The sequence below is a fragment of the Paraconexibacter sp. AEG42_29 genome (assembly GCF_040581415.1).
Lineage (GTDB): Bacteria > Actinomycetota > Thermoleophilia > Solirubrobacterales > Solirubrobacteraceae > Paraconexibacter.
The window spans coordinates 256,625-273,730 of record NZ_CP114014.1; the positions used below are offsets into that span (position 1 = coordinate 256,625).

At 72.5% G+C, this 17,106-nt stretch carries 15 protein-coding genes; 8 read left to right on the forward strand and 7 right to left on the reverse strand.

Annotated features, from left to right (window positions below):
* Positions 1 to 63: 63 nt before the first annotated feature.
* From DSM112329_RS01250 to DSM112329_RS01270, 5 genes are all read right to left on the reverse strand, one after another.
* The gene (locus tag DSM112329_RS01250; protein ID WP_354699989.1) at positions 64 to 744 is read right to left on the reverse strand and encodes a CDP-alcohol phosphatidyltransferase family protein; all 681 of its coding nucleotides are present in this window, start codon (positions 742 to 744) and stop codon (positions 64 to 66) included.
* Between the two features lie 94 nt (positions 745 to 838).
* The gene (locus DSM112329_RS01255; protein ID WP_354699990.1) at positions 839 to 1,630 is read right to left on the reverse strand and encodes a phosphatase PAP2 family protein; all 792 of its coding nucleotides are present in this window, start codon (positions 1,628 to 1,630) and stop codon (positions 839 to 841) included.
* A gap of 64 nt (positions 1,631 to 1,694) precedes the next feature.
* Positions 1,695 to 3,290, reverse strand: coding sequence for a hypothetical protein (locus DSM112329_RS01260; RefSeq protein WP_354699991.1), 1,596 nt, complete (start codon positions 3,288 to 3,290; stop codon positions 1,695 to 1,697).
* 222 nt (positions 3,291 to 3,512) lie between these two features.
* Positions 3,513 to 4,814: a serine hydrolase domain-containing protein gene (locus DSM112329_RS01265; RefSeq protein WP_354699992.1), complete on the reverse strand. Its 1,302-nt coding sequence runs from the start codon at positions 4,812 to 4,814 to the stop codon at positions 3,513 to 3,515.
* 8 nt (positions 4,815 to 4,822) lie between these two features.
* Positions 4,823 to 5,635, reverse strand: a complete 813-nt coding sequence (locus tag DSM112329_RS01270; protein ID WP_354699993.1) for an alpha/beta hydrolase — start codon at positions 5,633 to 5,635, stop codon at positions 4,823 to 4,825.
* A gap of 23 nt (positions 5,636 to 5,658) precedes the next feature.
* Between DSM112329_RS01270 and DSM112329_RS01275 the strand changes: the two genes are divergently transcribed.
* Both DSM112329_RS01275 and DSM112329_RS01280 read left to right on the forward strand, forming a co-directional pair.
* The gene (locus DSM112329_RS01275) at positions 5,659 to 6,558 is read left to right on the forward strand and encodes a PfkB family carbohydrate kinase (RefSeq protein WP_354699994.1); all 900 of its coding nucleotides are present in this window, start codon (positions 5,659 to 5,661) and stop codon (positions 6,556 to 6,558) included.
* Between the two features lie 93 nt (positions 6,559 to 6,651).
* Positions 6,652 to 7,131, forward strand: a complete 480-nt coding sequence (locus DSM112329_RS01280) for a GNAT family N-acetyltransferase (RefSeq protein ID WP_354699995.1) — start codon at positions 6,652 to 6,654, stop codon at positions 7,129 to 7,131.
* A gap of 10 nt (positions 7,132 to 7,141) precedes the next feature.
* Here the strand turns inward: DSM112329_RS01280 and DSM112329_RS01285 are convergent, their stop codons facing one another.
* Positions 7,142 to 8,695, reverse strand: coding sequence for a nitrate/nitrite transporter (locus DSM112329_RS01285; RefSeq protein ID WP_354699996.1), 1,554 nt, complete (start codon positions 8,693 to 8,695; stop codon positions 7,142 to 7,144).
* Positions 8,696 to 8,982: 287 nt separating this feature from the next.
* Between DSM112329_RS01285 and dnaK the strand changes: the two genes are divergently transcribed.
* The 5 genes from dnaK to DSM112329_RS01310 all read left to right on the forward strand — a co-directional run bounded on the left by dnaK (position 8,983) and on the right by DSM112329_RS01310 (position 14,138).
* On the forward strand, positions 8,983 to 10,899 hold the full coding sequence (dnaK, locus tag DSM112329_RS01290) for a molecular chaperone DnaK (protein ID WP_354699997.1): 1,917 nt from the start codon (positions 8,983 to 8,985) through the stop codon (positions 10,897 to 10,899).
* Positions 10,900 to 10,903: 4 nt separating this feature from the next.
* A complete protein-coding gene (locus tag DSM112329_RS01295; RefSeq protein WP_354699998.1) occupies positions 10,904 to 11,587 on the forward strand; it encodes a nucleotide exchange factor GrpE in 684 nt (227 codons plus the stop codon).
* Positions 11,588 to 11,607: 20 nt separating this feature from the next.
* Complete coding sequence (dnaJ, locus tag DSM112329_RS01300; protein WP_354699999.1) at positions 11,608 to 12,795, forward strand: molecular chaperone DnaJ; 1,188 nt, start codon at positions 11,608 to 11,610, stop codon at positions 12,793 to 12,795.
* Positions 12,795 to 13,286: a helix-turn-helix transcriptional regulator gene (locus DSM112329_RS01305; RefSeq protein WP_354700000.1), complete on the forward strand. Its 492-nt coding sequence runs from the start codon at positions 12,795 to 12,797 to the stop codon at positions 13,284 to 13,286. Before dnaJ ends, DSM112329_RS01305 begins: the two co-directional genes overlap by 1 nt.
* Positions 13,287 to 13,430: 144 nt before the next feature.
* Positions 13,431 to 14,138, forward strand: coding sequence for a hypothetical protein (locus DSM112329_RS01310; protein WP_354700001.1), 708 nt, complete (start codon positions 13,431 to 13,433; stop codon positions 14,136 to 14,138).
* A 16-nt stretch (positions 14,139 to 14,154) separates the two neighbouring features.
* On the opposite strand, the gene DSM112329_RS01315 is transcribed toward DSM112329_RS01310, so the two are convergent.
* Complete coding sequence (locus tag DSM112329_RS01315; protein ID WP_354700002.1) at positions 14,155 to 14,364, reverse strand: hypothetical protein; 210 nt, start codon at positions 14,362 to 14,364, stop codon at positions 14,155 to 14,157.
* 92 nt (positions 14,365 to 14,456) lie between these two features.
* Here DSM112329_RS01315 and clpB point away from each other — a divergent pair, with 92 nt between their 5' ends.
* On the forward strand, positions 14,457 to 17,033 hold the full coding sequence (clpB, locus tag DSM112329_RS01320; protein WP_354700003.1) for an ATP-dependent chaperone ClpB: 2,577 nt from the start codon (positions 14,457 to 14,459) through the stop codon (positions 17,031 to 17,033).
* Positions 17,034 to 17,106: the final 73 nt, after the last annotated feature.

The following is a 17,106-nucleotide window of genomic DNA, read 5'->3' on the forward strand; positions in this document are numbered from 1 at the left end:
CGAGACACTCCACCCCGTTCGGGGGGTGGGGTTACAGATTGGACACGACGGTTGGTCGTGCGATCACGCCGGGGGCGCGAGCGCGGCGTCGTCGTCGACGCTCGCGGGGTCCTCGGCGAGCATCACGCTGCGCACGTGCCAGATGCGCTGGAACGTGGTGATGATCGTGAGGACGGCGAGGACGTAGACGGACGCCTCGAGCAGTTCGAAGTCGCCGAGGCCCGCGCCCTTGGCGAACAGCAGGCCGATGCTCAGGATGACGACGCGGATCGCCCGCGACGCGATCCCGACCTTGCACTCCACGCCGAGCGCCTCGGCACGTGCACGGGTGTAGGAGACCATCAGGCTGAAGAGGACGGCCGCAACGGTGGCCGCGACGGCGAGGTCGTCGCCACGGGCGGCGAAGTACGCGCCGACCGCGATCAGGACGATGCCCTCCTCCATGCGGTCGAGCGTCGAGTCCAGGAACGCGCCGAACGGCGAGCCCTTGCCCGACATGCGCGAGTAGCGGCCGTCGAGCGTGTCCATGATCGACCCCGCGATGAACGCGAGGCCGGCGAGGAAGAAGTACCGCTCGAAGATCAGGACGGCGGCGAGGATGTTGCCCGCCAGGCCCGTCAGCGAGATCGCGTTCGGGGTCAGCCGCGACTCGATGAGGGCGTCGCGCATCATCTCGCGGCGGGCGCCGGAGCCGATCGGGGCGGACGGACGGTCGCGGCGTTGGCGTGAGGGCTGCGTGGACATCGCTGCGCGGGAGGGTACGGAGAATCGACGGCGGGCGGGCCCTCGTCGGGCGGACGCCGCGCGGGGGCGGGCGGGCTTCGGGTCCCGCGGCGGTCTACGCGGTGGCTTCGAGCCGCTCGGGCTGGCCGAACGACCACGCCGCCGGACGGGTCTTCGCGAGCCAGCGCGCGCCGGCCAGGCTGACCGCCGCGGTGAGCGCGCCGAGGACCGCGTCCATGATCCAGTGGTTGCCGGTGACGACCACGACCCACGTCATCAGGACGGGGTAGGCGATCCACAGGTACTTGACGACCCTGCGCTTGGCGATGCTGGCGAGCGAGCCGCCGATGATGATCGCGAAGCAGCAGTGCATCGACGGCACCGCGGCGTACGGGTTGAAGAGCGCGGTGACCTTCGTGTCCGAGTGGGAGATCCCGGTGAACTCGGAGACGGTGTCGCGGAAGCCGTACTCCGGGAAGAAGAAGCGCGGGGGCGCGGTCGGGTAGAGGATGTAGCCCGCGAGCGCGATGCCCATCGAGATCATCATCATGTTGCGCACGAAGTAGTAGCGCGCGTTGTGCACGAGGTAGAGGTAGAAGATCGCCCCGAGCACCACCGTGGTCTGCGCGTTCATGTAGATCAGGCTGGCGATGTCGGTGGTGACGTTCCAGCCGCCGGTCCACTCCTGGATGTCGCGCTCGGTGAAGAAGCCGAGGGTCTGCTCGAGGGAGATCAGCTGCCGCGCGTGCTCGAACGCGGTCGCGGCGCCCTGGCCGTCGTCCACGAATCCGCGCAGGAATCGGTACGCGTAATAGGCCGACCCGAACAGGAACAGCTGGCGCAGGACGTCGATGAACCCCTGGGGGAACAACCGGGCGTAGATGGGGTCCACAACACGAGCGCGCATCCGAGCGGGACATGCTACCGACCCGTGAACGCGATCTGCGACGGCTGCCGTGGATCGCTGCGCGTCAGCAGCGCTCGCCGGTGGCCTTGATGCGCAGCGGCGTGAACGCGATCCCGACGTCGACGTCACCGGCGCGCGTGGCGCGGACGGCGGTCCAGTCGCCGGGCGCCCGGCGCACGCAGGCGCCGCCCGCGGCCTTCCAGTACGGCGTCCACCGGATCCGCACGACCGTCGTCCCGGGCGCCGTCGCCCGCACCCGGAAGCCCTGCGTGGTGACGCGCGTCACCGTCCCGCCGCCGCGGTCGGCGAGCGGTGCGGCGCCGCGCACGCGGAAGACCCGCCAGTGGCGGTCGCGCCACACCGGCTGCAGGTACGGCTGACCGGCCCGGATCAGCGCGGCCTCGTCGTGCGCCGAGTGGTCGAGGTCCACGTCGGGTAGCGCGACGTACCGGACGGCGGCCTTCAGCAGCCAGCGGCGGTAGCGCTCGGGCGTCAGCTCGCCCCCGTAGAAGAGGCCGTTGACCTTGATGTCGAGCTGCCGCTGCCAGCCGCGCGCCAGCGGCACGTGGTTGCCGACCCAGCGCGACTCCCAGTGGTTCGCGGTGAACGGGACCTCGACCCGGAACGTCCGGGCGGCCGCGTCGGGATCGCTGCGCAGGAAGTCGACGACGCCGGTGTAGTAGCTCGCGTGCACCGACGGATCCCCGCTCCCGCGGACCCAGTCGCGGACCGGCGCGGTCCACTGCCAGTAGACGAGGGGGACGGCGAGGACGAGCAGCAGGCGCGGCTGGCGCTGCCACAGCAGGCAGGCCAGGACGGGACCGGCGAGCAGCGTGCCGAGCCGGGTGACGTTCCCGCCCATCGGCGTGTCCAGGACGAAGCTCGCGATCGTCGCGAGGCCGTAGAGGAGGATCGCGTAGCGCAGCACCCGCTCGTCGCGCGGCAGGAACACGACGATCAGCACGAGCCCGAGCAGCGCGGGCCAGAAGCTCGAGGGGACGAACGGCTCCACCCCGCCCTCCGGGAAGACGACCGTCAGCGCCAGCGCGGGGACGACCGCCGCGGCGCCGACCAGCATCGCGTCCCGACGACGGACGGCCATCGAGCGGCTGGGGTCCGGTCGCCGGCCGCCGCCGAGGAACCAGGCGGCGGCGCCGAGCCCGAGGAACAGGCCGGCGACCGGGCTGGCGAACGTCGACGCGGCGGCGGCGAGGCACGCCCAGCCGGGCCGGCGGTGCGTGGCGGCCAGGACGCAGGCCAGCGCGAACGCCACGCCGAGCGCGAACGTCAGCCGGCCGGTGAGGAGGTTCACCGCGGTGGCAGCCGCGAACCACAGCGACCCGATCCGTGCGCCGCGCGCGCCGAAGTGCTCGGCCGCGATCCGCTCGAACAGCCAGGCCGCGGCGACGGCCGCGAGCACGCCCACCACGCGCGGTCCCAGCAGCGCGGCGAGTGGCGGGAACAGCAGGCTGTAGCCCGGCATGTGGTGCCCGCCGTACCAGGCGTTGTCCCACGCGAGGAACCCGTGCTCCTCGAAGAGGCCGGAGCGGTAGGTCTGCGCCGCGAGGTCCGCGCTGGGTGGGTCGATGACCAGGTAGGCCAGCCCGAGCACCACGGCGATGACCCACGCCGGGATGTCGGAGAGGGCAGGACGGTCCACGACGGGCAACCTATCCGTGCGCCCTCGTGGACCGCCGTCCGGCCGCCCCCGAGCTCCGCCGAAGGACCTCGGCCTCCGTCCTCCCCCGGGCGGTGAATGTCGATTCACCGGGGTGGGAGCCGTGCGATCCACCGGTGAGAGCCGCCACCCCGCCGTGAATGCCGATTCACCGGGGTGGGAGCCGTGCGATTCACCAGTCGCGCCCGCGAGGGTCGTGCGGCGTCACGCCAACGGATCGAGCGACCGGACCCCGAGACGCAGCACGCGCCCGTCCGGCGTGGTCAGCGCCTCGCCCGCGTGCGGGCCGTCCAGCAGGCGGGCCAGTCCCGGCGCGAGCCGTCGCGCCCGCTGCGGCGCGCCGCCGGCCGGGGCCTGCAGCAGCAGGCCGTCCGGGTCGCGATCATCGGCCACCAGGGTCGCGGTCGCCACGCCGTCCGCGAACGCGCCCAGCGGGAGCGGCGCAGGGTGCGCCGGTCGCTCGGGGGTGGCAGCGGGCAGCCCGATCGCGCTCAGCAGCGTCCGCAGCGCCGGGTTCCCCGCCTCGCTCGTGACGCAGGCGACCGCGACGCGCCGGTCGGCCGGGTCGAGCACCATCAGGGTCCGCGTCCCGCCCCAGCTGCCGTGGTGCCCGAGGAGGACACGGCCCGCCGTGGTCCAGCGCTCGAGGCCCGCGGTCCAGCCCCAGCCGTCCGCGATCTCCGCACGGGGCTCGCGCAGCGCGGGTGTCGTGGCGAGCGCCTCGAGGAGGCCGCGGCCGAGCCACGCGATCGACGGCAGGTCCGCGGTCAGCCCGCCGGAGGCGCGGCGGGCGGGCGCGAAGGGGGCGACGTGCCGGACGAGCCGCCCGCGTGCGGTCAGCAGGTGGCCGGCGAGGTCGGCCTCCCCGAACCCGATGCCGCCGGCGTTCGGGAGCGCGGCGAGCGTCGCGGCGGCGGTGACCTCGGTCGGCTCACCCGTCGCCCGCCGCAGGACCCCGTCGAGCCACCAGAAGCCGACGTTCGAGTACCGGAACGGGGACCGCATCGGGCAGAGCCCGGCCGCGGCGATCCGCCCGGCCAGCGCGGCGGCGTCCGGCGGCGCACCGGTCAGCCAGTCGACGCCGGCGAGCTCGAGCGGCAGGCCCGCGGTGTGCGAGAGCAGGTCGGCGACGGTCGCGCCCGCGGTGTCCGCACCCTTCCCGCCCTCGCTCCCGCTCGCACCGCCCTCGCGCTCGCTCCCGCCGCCGCCGCCGTGCCCGGTCCCGCCGCCGCGCCCGGTCCCGCCGCCGCCCGCAGCGAGCGGATCGTCCAGCCGCAGGCCGCCGGCGGCCACGAGCCGGTGCACCGTCAGTGCCGTCACCGTCTTGGTGATCGACGCGACCCGCACGCGCAGCGCCGGGTCGACCGCCGCCCCTGCCCCCGCCCAGGCGACGAGGTCGGCGTCCCCGTCCAGGACGCAGACCGCGGCGGCAGGCAGGTCGCCGCGACCGTGGACGGCGTCGACCAGCGTCTGCAGCCCCGGGTCGTGACGGGCCGCCGGCGGCACGACGGGCGTCAGCCGGCGAGGAAGGCCGCGACCGTGTCGACCACGTCGGGCCGATCGAGCCACGGCCAGTGGCCGGCGTCGGGCAGGTGCACGACCTCCGCGCCCGGGATCGCCGCGCCGTAGTCGTCCGCGAAGCCCGGCGTGATGTACGGATCCCCGTCGCCCCACAGCACCAGCGTCGGGCAGGCGATCGTCCCGAGCCCCGCCCCCGCAGCGACCAGGGCCTCGGGGTCGCCGCTGCGATAGAGCCGCAGGATCGCGCGCTGCGTCCCGAGGTCGAACTGCTCGGCCACCGCGTCGATCCACGGCTGCGGCAGCTTGCCCTTCTTCACGTTCGACTCGCGGGTGATCACGCCGATGGTGAAGCGGTTGATGGCGCCCATCAGCAGCTCGCCGACGACCGGCCGCCGCCAGGCCCGGGCGACGCGGTGCCAGCGGTACCCGGGCAGCAGCGGGAGCGCGTTCATGATCACCAGGCGCTCCACGCGCGCCGGGTCCAGCTGCGCCAGGATCAGGCCGACGGCGCCCCAGTCGTGGACGACGAGCTTGAAGCGGTCGATCCCGCGATCGGCGAGGAACGTCTGCAGCCACGGGGCGTAGCGGTGCATCGTGTAGTCGCCGTCGCCGCGCTTGCCGGACCGGCCGAATCCCGGCAGGTCGGGGGCGATCCCGCCGATGCGCTCGAGGAACGGGACCCAGTCGTCGGCGCTCGTCGGCACGCCGTGGACGTAGAGGACAGGGACGTCCCCCTCCCCGGCGGCGTCGAGCCAGAAGACGGGTTCGCCGGCGAGCTCGCCGTGGTGCGGGGTCACGTCGGGCATCGAGGCAGGCAAGATACTCGGCAATGGCCATCCTGCTGCTCGGTGAAGCGCTCGTCGACCTCGTCTGCGAGGAGCCCGTCGCCTCGATCGCCCACGCGCCCGCCTTCGTCCCGCACGTCGGCGGCTCGCCCGCGAACGTCGCGATCACGGCGGCGCGGCTCGGTGCGCGCGTCGCGCTGGCCGGTGGGGTCGGGGCGGACGCGTGGGGCGCATGGCTGCTCGAGCGGATCGGCGCGGAGGGCGTCGACACGAGCCTGCTGGCGACGCTCCCGGGCCAGGCGACAGCTGTCGCCTTCGTCGCGGTCGATGCGGACGGCGAGCCCGACTTCCTGATCCATGCGGGGGCGGCCTCGGCGGCGATGGCCGCGCTCGCGGAGCGCCTGCCGGCCGCGGTCGGCGGGGCCGACGCGCTCGTCCTCACCACGGGCACGATGGTCGACGAGGAGGAGCGCGCGGTGACGCTCGCGGCCCGCGACGCCGCGCTCGCGGGCGGCGTCCCCGTCGTCTACGACCCGAACCTCAGGCCCGGACGCTGGGCCAACACCGCCCGCGCGGTCAGCGTCGCCCGCGGCTGCGTCGAGGACGCGTTCCTCGTGAAGTGCAGCCACAGCGAGGCCACCGCGCTGACCGGCGAGGAGGACCCGGCCGCCGCCGCGCAGGCGCTGCTGGCCGGCGGTGCGCAGCACGTGGTGGTGACGCTCGGACCCGCGGGCGCCCTGCTGCGCGGGCCGGGCCTGCGGCTGGACGTCCCCGGCGTGCCGGCCCGGACCCGCGATGCGACCGGCGCCGGCGATGCGGTCACCGGGGTCCTGCTCGGCCAGCTCGCCGCGAGCGACTTCTACCCGCCGACGCTGGCGGCGGCGCTGCCGGCGGCGGTGGCGGCGTCAGCCGCGGTGACGGAGGTCTGGGGCGCCCTGGCCTGACCCGGGTCCGGGCTCTCTCCATCGGCCCACCCGCGCCGAGACCCGTGTTTCATCACCCAGTCCGATGCCCGTCGGGTTCGGCATCATGGGGGCGTGGGCGAGGTCGTCATCATCACGAGCCTCGAGCTCACGGACGCAGCGCTGATCGTGGCCCCGTCCCGCCCCGCTCCGGATGGCCTGCGCGTCGACCGCAGCCCCGACGTCGCGCTGAGCCGCGAGCTCTACCGGACGATCGGCGCCGACTACCGTTGGACCGACCGCCTGCCCTGGGACGAGGACGCCTGGGTCGCGCACCACGCCCGTGTGGAGACCTATGTCGCCCGCCTCGGCGACGCCGTCGCCGGCTACTACGAGCTCGACGTCGCCGCCGGCAGCGCCGAGGTGAGCATCTTCGGGCTGCTGGCCCACGCCCGCGGGACGGGGCTCGGTGGCCACCTGCTGGCCGACGCCCTGCGCCGCGGGCTGACCCTGGCGCCGCGGGTCTGGCTGCACACCTGCACGGACGACGACCCGCGCGCCCTGCCGAACTACCGGGCGCGCGGGCTGCGGGTCTTCGACGTCCGTCCCGCCTGAGCCGCGGCGCTCAGATCGCCGCGTGCTCCATGCCTGGGGCGACCTCGATCTTCCGGTCGACCTGGTGCATGTAGCGGTACCAGGTCACCAGCGCCATGACGACGTACGCGCCGAGGAACACGTACAGCGCAGGCAGCGACCAGTCCGACTGGGCGGACGCGACGGCCAGCTTCTCGGCCGGGTCCTTCGCCGCCTTCACCGCGGCGGCGACGTCGAGCGACGACTGCCGGAACGCGACCTGGATCAGGAAGCCGCCGAACGCGCCGATCGCGCCGGCGATGCCGATCACCGCGGCAGCCTGGCGCTTGTAGTTGATCAGCAGCGCGCCGGCCTCCTGGCCGGTCCTCTTGGCCTCCTTGCGCCCGAGGCCCGCGAAGATCGCCGGGATCATCCGGTACGTCGAGCCGTTGCCCATGCCGGCGAACAGGAAGATCACCATGTAGGCGCCGAAGAAGATCCCGAAGCTGTGCTCGTTCACCCCGACGATCGCGAGGATCGTGAACAGGCCCATGCCGACGAAGCACGCGAGCGTGACGCGGGCGCCGCCGATGCGGTCCGACATCCAGCCGCCGAACGGCCGCGCGACGGACCCGATCAGCGCGCCGACGAAGCCCAGGCCGGCGAGGTAGGTCGCGATGAACGGATGCCCGGCGAGGAACTCCGGGAACGTGTTCTTGATCACGAGCGGCAGCGCGAACGAGTAGCCGATGAACGAGCCGAAGGTGCCGATGTAGAGCAGCGACATCACCCAGGTGTCGGTGTGCGAGAGGGCGCGGGTGTAGGACGACGTGTCGGCCTTCGCCTGCGTGAGGCTGTCCATGTAGCGCCACGCCCCGAACGCGGCGAACAGGATCAGCGGGATCCACATCAGCCCGGCGTAGGCGAGGTTGACCTCGTGCACCGGCAGCTTCACGGCCGCGCCGGAGACCCCGATGATCAGGACCAGCGGCACCAGCAGCTGCGCCGTCGCCACCCCGAGGTTGCCGCCCGCCGCGTTCAGGCCGAGCGCCAGGCCCTTCTTGCCCTCCGGGTAGAAGAACGAGATGTTCGCCATCGACGAGGAGAAGTTGCCGCCGCCGAACCCGGCCGTCGCGGCACAGGCGAGCAGCACCCAGAACTGCGTGTCGTGGGACTGGCCCGCGAGCCATCCGCTCGGGACGACCGTGGCCAGCAGCACGCAGGGGATCAGCAGCAGCGACGCGCTGATGCCGGTCCAGAGCCGGCCGCCGAAGCGGGGGACCGCGAACGTGTAGGGGATCCGCAGGAAGGAGCCGATCAGGTTCGGGACCGCGGTCAGCCAGAACAGCTCCGAGAGCGACAGCGTGATCCCGGCATTGGCCAGGTTCAGCACGATGATCGTCCAGAGGACCCAGACGCTGAACCCGATGTTCTCCGCGAAGATCGAGAAGATCAGGTTCTTGCGGGCGATCTTCTTGCCCGTGGCCTCCCAGAACGTCGGGTCCTCCGGGTCCCAGTGGTCGATCCAGCGCCCGCGGCTGCTCGATCCGGGTGCCGGGGCGCCGGCGACGGGAAGGTCTGTCTCGGGTCTGACGGTGGTGCTCATGCGGAGGTCTCCAGAGGGGCGGTCACGGGGCTCTCCACGAAGCTAGACCGCATGAAATGGGGCCTCTACGACATCCGGTCGAAGGTTCCCCGACCGCTTCCACCGGGCGGTCGAATCCGAACCGGTCGGTTCAACAACGACGGCCCGCGGCTGTCCGAACGGCGCCGCAGGGGGACGCCGCGCAAGATCTACTACACTGCCACTAAGATTTCGTAGCAGCGAACGAGACAGCCCCCGCGGCGCCCCTCGAACCTCACCGTCACACCGTCCCCAAGGAGCACCCTCCCATGGCCAAGACCATCGGCATCGACCTCGGAACCACCAACTCGTGCATGGCCGTCCTCGAAGGCGGCGAGCCGACCGTCATCGAGAACGCGGAGGGCGGCCGCACCACGCCGTCGGTCGTGGCCTTCGCGCAGAGCGGCGAGCGCCTCGTCGGCACCGTCGCCAAGCGCCAGGCGGTCACGAACCCGCAGAACACCATCTTCTCCGTCAAGCGCTTCGTCGGCCGCAAGGAGGCCGAGGTCCGCGAGGAGGAGTCGATGGTCCCCTACAAGGTCGTCGCCGGCCCGGGTGGGGACGCGCGCATCGAGGCCGACGGCAAGCAGTACTCGCCGCCGGAGATCAGCGCCATGATCCTCGCGAAGCTGAAGGCCGACGCCGAGGCGTACCTGGGCGAGACCGTCGACAGCGCGGTCATCACCGTCCCGGCGTACTTCAACGACGACCAGCGCCAGGCCACGAAGGACGCGGGCAAAATCGCCGGCCTCGAGGTCAAGCGCATCATCAACGAGCCGACCGCCGCGTCGCTCGCCTACGGCCTCGACAAGGAGGCCGACCAGACGATCCTCGTCTTCGACCTCGGCGGCGGCACCTTCGACGTGTCCGTCCTGGAGATCGGCGACGGCGTCTTCGAGGTCAAGTCGACCGCGGGCGACAACCACCTCGGCGGCGACAACTTCGACAAGAACATCGTCGACTGGCTCGCGGGCGAGTTCCGCAAGAGCCAGGGCATCGACCTCACGCAGGACCCGATGGCCCTGCAGCGCCTGTACGAGGCGGCCGAGAAGGCCAAGATCGAGCTGTCGAGCTCGCAGGAGTCGCAGATCAACCTGCCGTTCATCACGGCTGACGCGACGGGCCCGAAGCACCTCGACGTCCGCCTGACCCGCTCGAAGCTCAACGAGCTCGCGACCCCGCTGATCGATCGCATCGTCGCCCCGGTCCGCCAGGCTCTCGACGACGCCAAGGACAAGGGCGCGTCGAACATCGACCACGTCGTCCTCGTCGGCGGCATGACCCGCATGCCCGCCGTGCAGGAGAAGGTCAAGGAGCTCACCGGCAAGGAGCCGCACCGCGGCGTCAACCCGGACGAGGTCGTGGCCGTCGGCGCCGCCATTCAGGCCGGCGTCCTGTCCGGTGACGTCAAGGACGTCCTGCTGCTCGACGTGACCCCGCTGACGCTCGGCATCGAGACCAAGGGCGGCGTCATGACGAAGCTCATCGAGCGCAACACCACGATCCCGACGCGCAAGTCGGAGATCTTCTCCACGGCCGAGGACAACCAGCCCTCGGTCGAGATCCACGTCCTCCAGGGCGAGCGCGAGATGGCGACGTACAACAAGTCGCTCGGCAAGTTCCAGCTGACCGGCATCCCGCCGGCGCCGCGCGGCATCCCGCAGGTCGAGGTCGGCTTCGACATCGACGCCAACGGCATCCTGTCCGTGTCGGCGAAGGACCTCGGCACCGGCAAGGAGCAGAAGATCGAGATCAAGGCCGGCGGCGGCCTCTCCGACGAGGAGATCAAGGCGATGGTCTCCGACGCGGAGACGAACGCCGAGGCCGACAAGAAGGCGCGTGAGCTGGCCGAGGCCCGCAACAACGGCGAGTCGGCGGCGTACGCCAACGAGCGGCAGCTGAAGGAGCTCGGCGACGCGGTCGACGAGTCCTCCCGCACCGAGATCGAGGAGGCCATCAAGGCCGTCCGCGAGTCGCTCACGTCCGACGACGCGGCCGAGATCAACGCGAAGACCGAAGCGATGCAGAGCGCGTTCCACAAGGTCTCCGAGGCGATGTACGAGAAGGCCCAGGCCGCGCAGGCGTCCGGCGAGCCGTCGCCGTTCCCCGGCGGCGAGACCACCGGCGCGGACGCCGACGTCGAGGAGGACGTCGTCGACGCCGAGGTCGTGGACGAGGGCCGGTAGCCCGATGTCCGCCGCTGATCAGAACCCTGCCGGCGAGGCCGTCCCCGACGGCCCGCTGGTGGACCCGGAACCGGCGCCAGACGCAGCCGATCCCGCCGTCGACGGCGGTATCGACCCGCGCATCGCCGACGGTGAGGCCGCGGACGCTGCTGCCCCGGTCGCGGCCGAGGACGGCTCCACCGGCGCGCTGGCGTCCGACGACACCCCGGACGCGGAGGCAGCCGCCGCGGGCGGGGACGCCCCCGCCGACGCCCCGGCCCCCGAGCCCGACTACCAGGACCTGTACCTGCGGTCGGCGGCGGAGATGGACAACCTGCGCAAGCGGGCCCGTCGCGACGTCGGCGCCGCCGAGGCCCGCGGGGTCGCGAAGCTCGCGAAGGAGCTGCTGCCCGCGCTCGACAACCTCGACCGGGCGCTCGCGGCCGCGGAGGCGGCTGACGGCGACGCCGAGCACACGCTCACGCGCGGCATCCGGCTGGTCCAGAACGAGCTGACCGCCGCACTGACCCGCGTCGGCATCACCGTCGAGATCCCGCTCGGCGCGCCGTTCGACCCCCACCGGCACGAGGCGCTGACGCAGATGCCGAAGGAGAACACCCCGCCGGGTCTCGTCATCGACGTCTACCAGCCCGGCTACGTCTACGGCGACGCCGTTCTGCGCGCCGCGAAGGTGGTCGTGTCGGCGTAGGCCGGCGCGTCCAGGACAGCATGGCCCGCGAAGACCTGTACAAGGTGCTCGGCGTCGACAAGAAGGCGTCGCCCGAGGAAGTCAAGAAGGCGTACCGCAAGCTCGCCCGCCAGTACCACCCGGACCGCAACCCGGACAACAAGAGCGCCGAGGAGCGCTTCAAGGAGGTCCAGGGCGCGTACGACGTGCTCGGGGACGCCGAGAAGCGCAAGCAGTACGACCGCGGCGGCCTGTCCAGCCTGTTCGGTGGCGGCGCGCCGGGCGGTGCCCCGGGCGGCGGCTTCGCCGGGGGTGCGGGCCCGCAGGACTTCGGCGGGATCTCCGACATCCTCTCGAACCTCTTCGGCAACGCTCCGGGCGGTCCGCCCGGCGGCGGGAAGGGCGGCCAGCGGCGTCAGCGGCCGGAGAAGGGCCGCGACGTCGAGACGTCGGTCCAGGTCACGTTCCAGCAGGCGATGGAGGGCGTCCAGGTCTCGCTGACCGTCCCGACGGCCCAGACCTGCGGCACCTGCCGCGGGGCGGGGACGAAGCCCGGCACCTCCCCGATCATGTGCCCGCGCTGCCAGGGCCGCGGCGTGGAGGCGCAAGGCCAGGGCGTCTTCTCGATCTCGACGCCGTGCTCGCAGTGCGGTGGCGGCGGGACGATCATCGAGGACCCGTGCGCGACCTGCCGCGGCAGCGGCTCGATCCGGACGGTCAAGAAGTACCGCGTGAACATCCCGCCGGGGGTACGCGAGGGATCCAAGGTCCGCATCAACGGCAAGGGCGAGGCCGGCATCAACGGCGGCCCGCCCGGGGACCTGTTCGTCCTCACGCACGTGGAGAGCTCCTCGATCTTCGACCGCAAGGGCGACAACGTCGAGGTCGAGGTCCCCATCACCTTCCCCGAGGCCGCGCGCGGTGCCGAGGTCGAGGTCCCGACGCTGAACGGCCGCAAGAAGCTCCGTGTCCCGGCCGGGACCAGCTCAGGGACGGTCCAGCGGCTGCGCGGCGAGGGGCCGGCGAAGCTCGGCGGCGGCGGCCACGGCGACATCCACTACCGCTTCGTGATCGACGTCCCGTCGGACCTCTCCAAGGAGCAGTCCGACGCGGTCGACAAGCTCTCCAAGGCCACGAAGGGCGATCCGCGGTCGCGGCTGTTCGCAGCGACGACCGAGGGCGCCGGCCAGAGCAGCGGCAAGGGCAAGGGCGGCAAGAGCGAGGGCTGATGTCAGATCAGGACCCACCACGGCGGACGACGCGCACCACCACGCGGATCACGATCTCCGACGATCGCGGTGTCTTCATGATCTCGGTCGCGGCCGAGCTCGCGGAGATGCACCCGCAGACGCTGCGCATGTACGAGCAGCGGGGCCTGATCGAGCCGCAGCGCTCCGCCAAGGGCACACGGCTGTACTCGCAGTCGGACGTCGAGAAGCTCCGGCGGATCCAGGAGATGACCGGCGACCTGGGACTCAACCTCGCGGGTGTGGAGCGCGTCCTCGAGCTCGAGGAGCAGCTCGAGCGGGCCACGGCCCGCCTGCAGGCGCTCGAGCAGCGCTCGTCGGAGATGCGCGCCGAGATGGAGCAGGAGATCGAGGCCGTCCGGAGGTCGTTCCGGGCCGAGATCGTCCCGTACCGCCCGCAGCCGGACATCCTGCCGGCGCCGCGCCGTGAGCCGCCGAGCGGCGGGCGCCGCATCCGCATCGACCGCGACTGAGCACGCGCACCGAGCGCCGGCCCGGCGCTCATCTGAAACCTCTGCAGCGCGGCGTGCGCCGACTCTGGCCGCACGCTGACGCCGGCCGGATGTTCGTGCGCCGACTTGGGAGGAAGCAGCGGCCGGATTGGGTAGTGCGATGACATGAGCGACGCGTCCGCGACCCCGACCACCCCGCCCGCAGAACCGGCGCCGCCGGTCGTGACCTTCGAGGACGTCGGCAAGGCCGAGCCGGTCGCCGGTCCGCCGACCGAGCCGGCCGCCCCGTGGCCCCCCGCGCCGACCGGGCCGTCGAAGACCGAGCGCCTGCTGGACCGCACCGAGGTCCTGCTCGACAAGGGTGCGCGTCAGGCGGGGCGCGGCCTGCGGGTCATCGTCCGCGAGCTCTCTGAGCGGCGCGGCCTGCGCACCGTCCTGCTTGGCCTGCTCATCACCCTGCTCGGCCTGCACCTGGGCTCCGGGTCGGCGCTCTCGGTCCCGCTGATCGTCCTCGGCGTGGGCATGCTGATCGTCGGCGCGATGGGCCCGCGCTTGCGCGGCCACGTCGGCCTCGACTTCGGCCCCGAGGGCACCGCGATCACGATGCACACCCACATCGCGCCCCCCGGTCGCCGGCTGGCCGCCGAGCCCGGCGAGGCGTCCGTCATCCAGCTGCCGCCGCGCCCGCACATCTCGCTGGTCCCGACCACGCCGCGCAAGCAGGCGACCGATCCGGCGCAGAGTCCGCCCGAGGCGGTCGGCAGCGTCGAGCCGGCCGACGCCGACGTGGTCGAGTCGACCGGCGAGACCGTCGAGATCGACGTCGCGCAGCTGCGCAAGCTGCTGGCCGACGCGGACCGCGCCGCCGGCTGAGCCGCGGCGCGCCCGGTCAGACGTTCCCGCGCGTCGGGGTGTCCTCGCCCTGCTCGCGGACCAGGTCGGCGCGGGCCGGGTTGTCCTTCGGCAGGTCGTGCGCCGTGATGTCGTCGTGCACCTCCGGCGTGTCGCCGGCCGCGGACTCGTCGTCCGGGGTGGCAGGCCCGAGCGGCTCCTCGGCCTCGGAGTCGTGCGGCGGGGCGTGCTTGTCGTCGTTGCTCATGCTGCCGGTGTGCCCGGGGGCCCAGGTCGGCAACCGCCCGTGGCCTCAGTCGGCCTTGAAGGAAAATCTCAGTCGAGTACACTGAGATCACGATGAACGCCGATCGCTTCACCATCAAGACGCAAGAGGCTCTCCAGCAGGCGACCACGCTCGCCGAGGACCGCCGCAATCCGCAGGTCACGCCGGAACACCTGCTCGCCGTGCTGCTCGAGCAGGACGGCGGGATCGTCGCGCCGCTGCTGGCGAAACTCGGGGTCGACACGTCCGCCATCCGCGCGCAGCTGGCCGGCGCCCTGTCCGCGCTGCCGACCATGTCCGCCGGTGGGGGCGAGGTGAGCGGCGCCGCGTCGGAGCTGCTCCAGGTCGTCCGCGCGTCCGAGCACGAGATGCGCGAGCTCAAGGACGAGTTCATCTCCACCGAGCATCTGCTGCTGTCGCTGGCCGGCCACAACTCCAAGGCCGGCGACGCCCTGCGCGCCGCCGGGGTCACGAAGGCCGATCTGCTGACGGCGCTGACCGAGGTCCGCGGCTCCAGTCGCGTCACGGGCCAGAATCCCGAGGACACGCTGCAGGCGCTCGACAAGTTCGGCGTCGACCTCACCGCGGCCGCCGCGGACGGCAAGCTCGACCCGGTCATCGGCCGCGACGAGGAGATCCGCCGCGTCATCCAGGTGCTCTCGCGCCGGACCAAGAACAACCCGGTGCTGATCGGCGAGCCCGGCGTCGGCAAGACCGCCATAGCCGAAGGCCTCGCGCAGCGCATCGTCGACCGCGACGTGCCGAAGTCGCTCGAGGACCGGCGCGTGGTCGCGCTCGACGTGGGCGGGCTGGTCGCGGGTGCGAAGTACCGCGGCGAGTTCGAGGAGCGGCTGAAGGCCGTCCTGAAGGAGGTCAAGGAAGCCGCGGGTCAGGTCATCCTCTTCATCGACGAGCTGCACACGATCGTCGGTGCGGGCAGCGCGGAGGGCGCGGTCGACGCCGCGAACCTGCTGAAGCCGATGCTCGCGCGCGGCGAGCTGCGGGCCGTCGGCGCGACGACGCTGGACGAGTACCGCAAGTACGTCGCCAAGGACCCCGCCCTCGAGCGGCGCTTCCAGCCCGTCAACGTCGACGAGCCGACGGTCGAGGACACCATCGCGATCCTCCGCGGTCTCAAGGAGCGCTACGAGGACCATCACGGCGTCACGATCCAGGACGCCGCGCTGATCGCCGCCGCCACGCTCAGCCACCGCTACATCGCCGATCGCTTCCTGCCGGACAAGGCCATCGACCTGATCGACGAGGCGTCGGCCGGCCTGCGGATCGAGCAGGACTCCGTCCCCGTCGAGATCGACGAGGTCGACCGCCGCATCATGCAGCTGGAGATCGAGCGCACGTCGCTCGCGAAGGACTCCGACGACGCGTCGGTGCAGCGCCTGGCCACGCTCGACCGCGAGCTCGCGGAGCTGCGCGAGAAGGCCGACGCGATGCGCGCCGAGTGGCAGGGCGAGAAGGACGCCATCGACGCGGTCGCCGAGGTCAAGGCGCGGCTGCAGGCCGCGCACCAGGACATCGAGAAGGCACAGCGCGAAGCGGACCTGCAGCGCGCCGCCGAGCTGCGCTACGGCGTCATCCCGGAGCTCGAGGCCGAGCTCGCCAAGGTCGAGGAGCGCACCACGGGGGCGGGGACGGACGGCTTCCTGAGCGACGTCGTCGACGCTGAGGACATCGCGGCGATCGTCGCACGGTGGACCGGCATCCCGGTCAGCCGGATGCTGGAGGGCGAGGTCGAGAAGCTCGTCCACATGGAGGACCGGCTGCACCGGCGGGTCGTCGGCCAGGACGAGGCGGTCGCCGCGGTCAGCTCGGCGCTGCGCCGTGCGCGGGCCGGCCTCAGCGACCCCGACCGGCCGATCGGCAGCTTCCTCTTCCTGGGGCCGACGGGCGTCGGCAAGACGGAGCTCGCGCGGGCCCTCGCCGAGTTCATGTTCGACAGCCAGGACGCGATGGTCCGGATCGACATGTCCGAGTACATGGAGAAGCACTCCGTCGCGCGGCTGGTCGGGGCGCCCCCCGGCTACGTCGGCTATGAGGAGGGCGGGCAGCTCACCGAGGCGGTGCGCCGCAAGCCGTACGGCGTGATCCTGCTCGACGAGATCGAGAAGGCCCACCCGGACGTCTTCAACGCGCTGCTGCAGGTGATGGACGACGGCCGCCTCACCGACGGCCAGGGCCGCACCGTCGACTTCAAGAACGCCGTGCTGGTGATGACGTCGAACGTCGGCGCGGGGGCCCTCGGGGGCTTCCAGGCGGCGGTCGAGGCGACCTTCAAGCCCGAGTTCATCAACCGGCTGGACGACATCGTCGAGTTCCACGCCCTGGACCGCGAGCAGCTCTCCACGATCGTGGACCTGCAGGTCGAGCGGCTGGTCCGCCGGGTCCGCGAGCGGGACATCGAGGTCGTGCTGAGCGATGACGCGCGCGTCCTGCTCGGTGACCTCGGCTACGACCCGACGTACGGCGCGCGCCCGCTGAAGCGGACGATCCAGAAGCGCTTGGTCGACCCGCTGGCGCTGGCGATCCTGGACGGGACGTTCGGCCCCGGGGACACGGTGTCGGTCGAGGCCGGCGACGGGGAGCTCGTGCTCACCCGGGCCGATCGCGCAGAAGTTCTCTCGCCGCCCGCGTAAGTCCTGGGTGGGGAGCCGGTTGGAGAGACATCCAACCGCCGGCGCAGCGCCGGCTCCCCACCGAAAGGACTCA

Excerpts from the sequence above, each read along its gene's own strand:
- DSM112329_RS01250 (WP_354699989.1), bottom strand. The coding sequence starts at position 744 with ATGTCCACGCAGCCCTCACGCCAACGCCGCGACCGTCCGTCCGCCCCG.
- DSM112329_RS01255 (WP_354699990.1), bottom strand. The coding sequence starts at position 1,630 with ATGCGCGCTCGTGTTGTGGACCCCATCTACGCCCGGTTGTTCCCCCAG.
- DSM112329_RS01270 (WP_354699993.1), bottom strand. The coding sequence starts at position 5,635 with ATGCCCGACGTGACCCCGCACCACGGCGAGCTCGCCGGCGAACCCGTC.
- DSM112329_RS01275 (WP_354699994.1), top strand. The coding sequence starts at position 5,659 with ATGGCCATCCTGCTGCTCGGTGAAGCGCTCGTCGACCTCGTCTGCGAG.
- DSM112329_RS01285 (WP_354699996.1), bottom strand. The coding sequence starts at position 8,695 with ATGAGCACCACCGTCAGACCCGAGACAGACCTTCCCGTCGCCGGCGCC.
- dnaK (WP_354699997.1), top strand. The coding sequence starts at position 8,983 with ATGGCCAAGACCATCGGCATCGACCTCGGAACCACCAACTCGTGCATG.
- DSM112329_RS01295 (WP_354699998.1), top strand. The coding sequence starts at position 10,904 with ATGTCCGCCGCTGATCAGAACCCTGCCGGCGAGGCCGTCCCCGACGGC.
- dnaJ (WP_354699999.1), top strand. The coding sequence starts at position 11,608 with ATGGCCCGCGAAGACCTGTACAAGGTGCTCGGCGTCGACAAGAAGGCG.
- DSM112329_RS01305 (WP_354700000.1), top strand. The coding sequence starts at position 12,795 with ATGTCAGATCAGGACCCACCACGGCGGACGACGCGCACCACCACGCGG.
- DSM112329_RS01310 (WP_354700001.1), top strand. The coding sequence starts at position 13,431 with ATGAGCGACGCGTCCGCGACCCCGACCACCCCGCCCGCAGAACCGGCG.
- DSM112329_RS01315 (WP_354700002.1), bottom strand. The coding sequence starts at position 14,364 with ATGAGCAACGACGACAAGCACGCCCCGCCGCACGACTCCGAGGCCGAG.
- clpB (WP_354700003.1), top strand. The coding sequence starts at position 14,457 with ATGAACGCCGATCGCTTCACCATCAAGACGCAAGAGGCTCTCCAGCAG.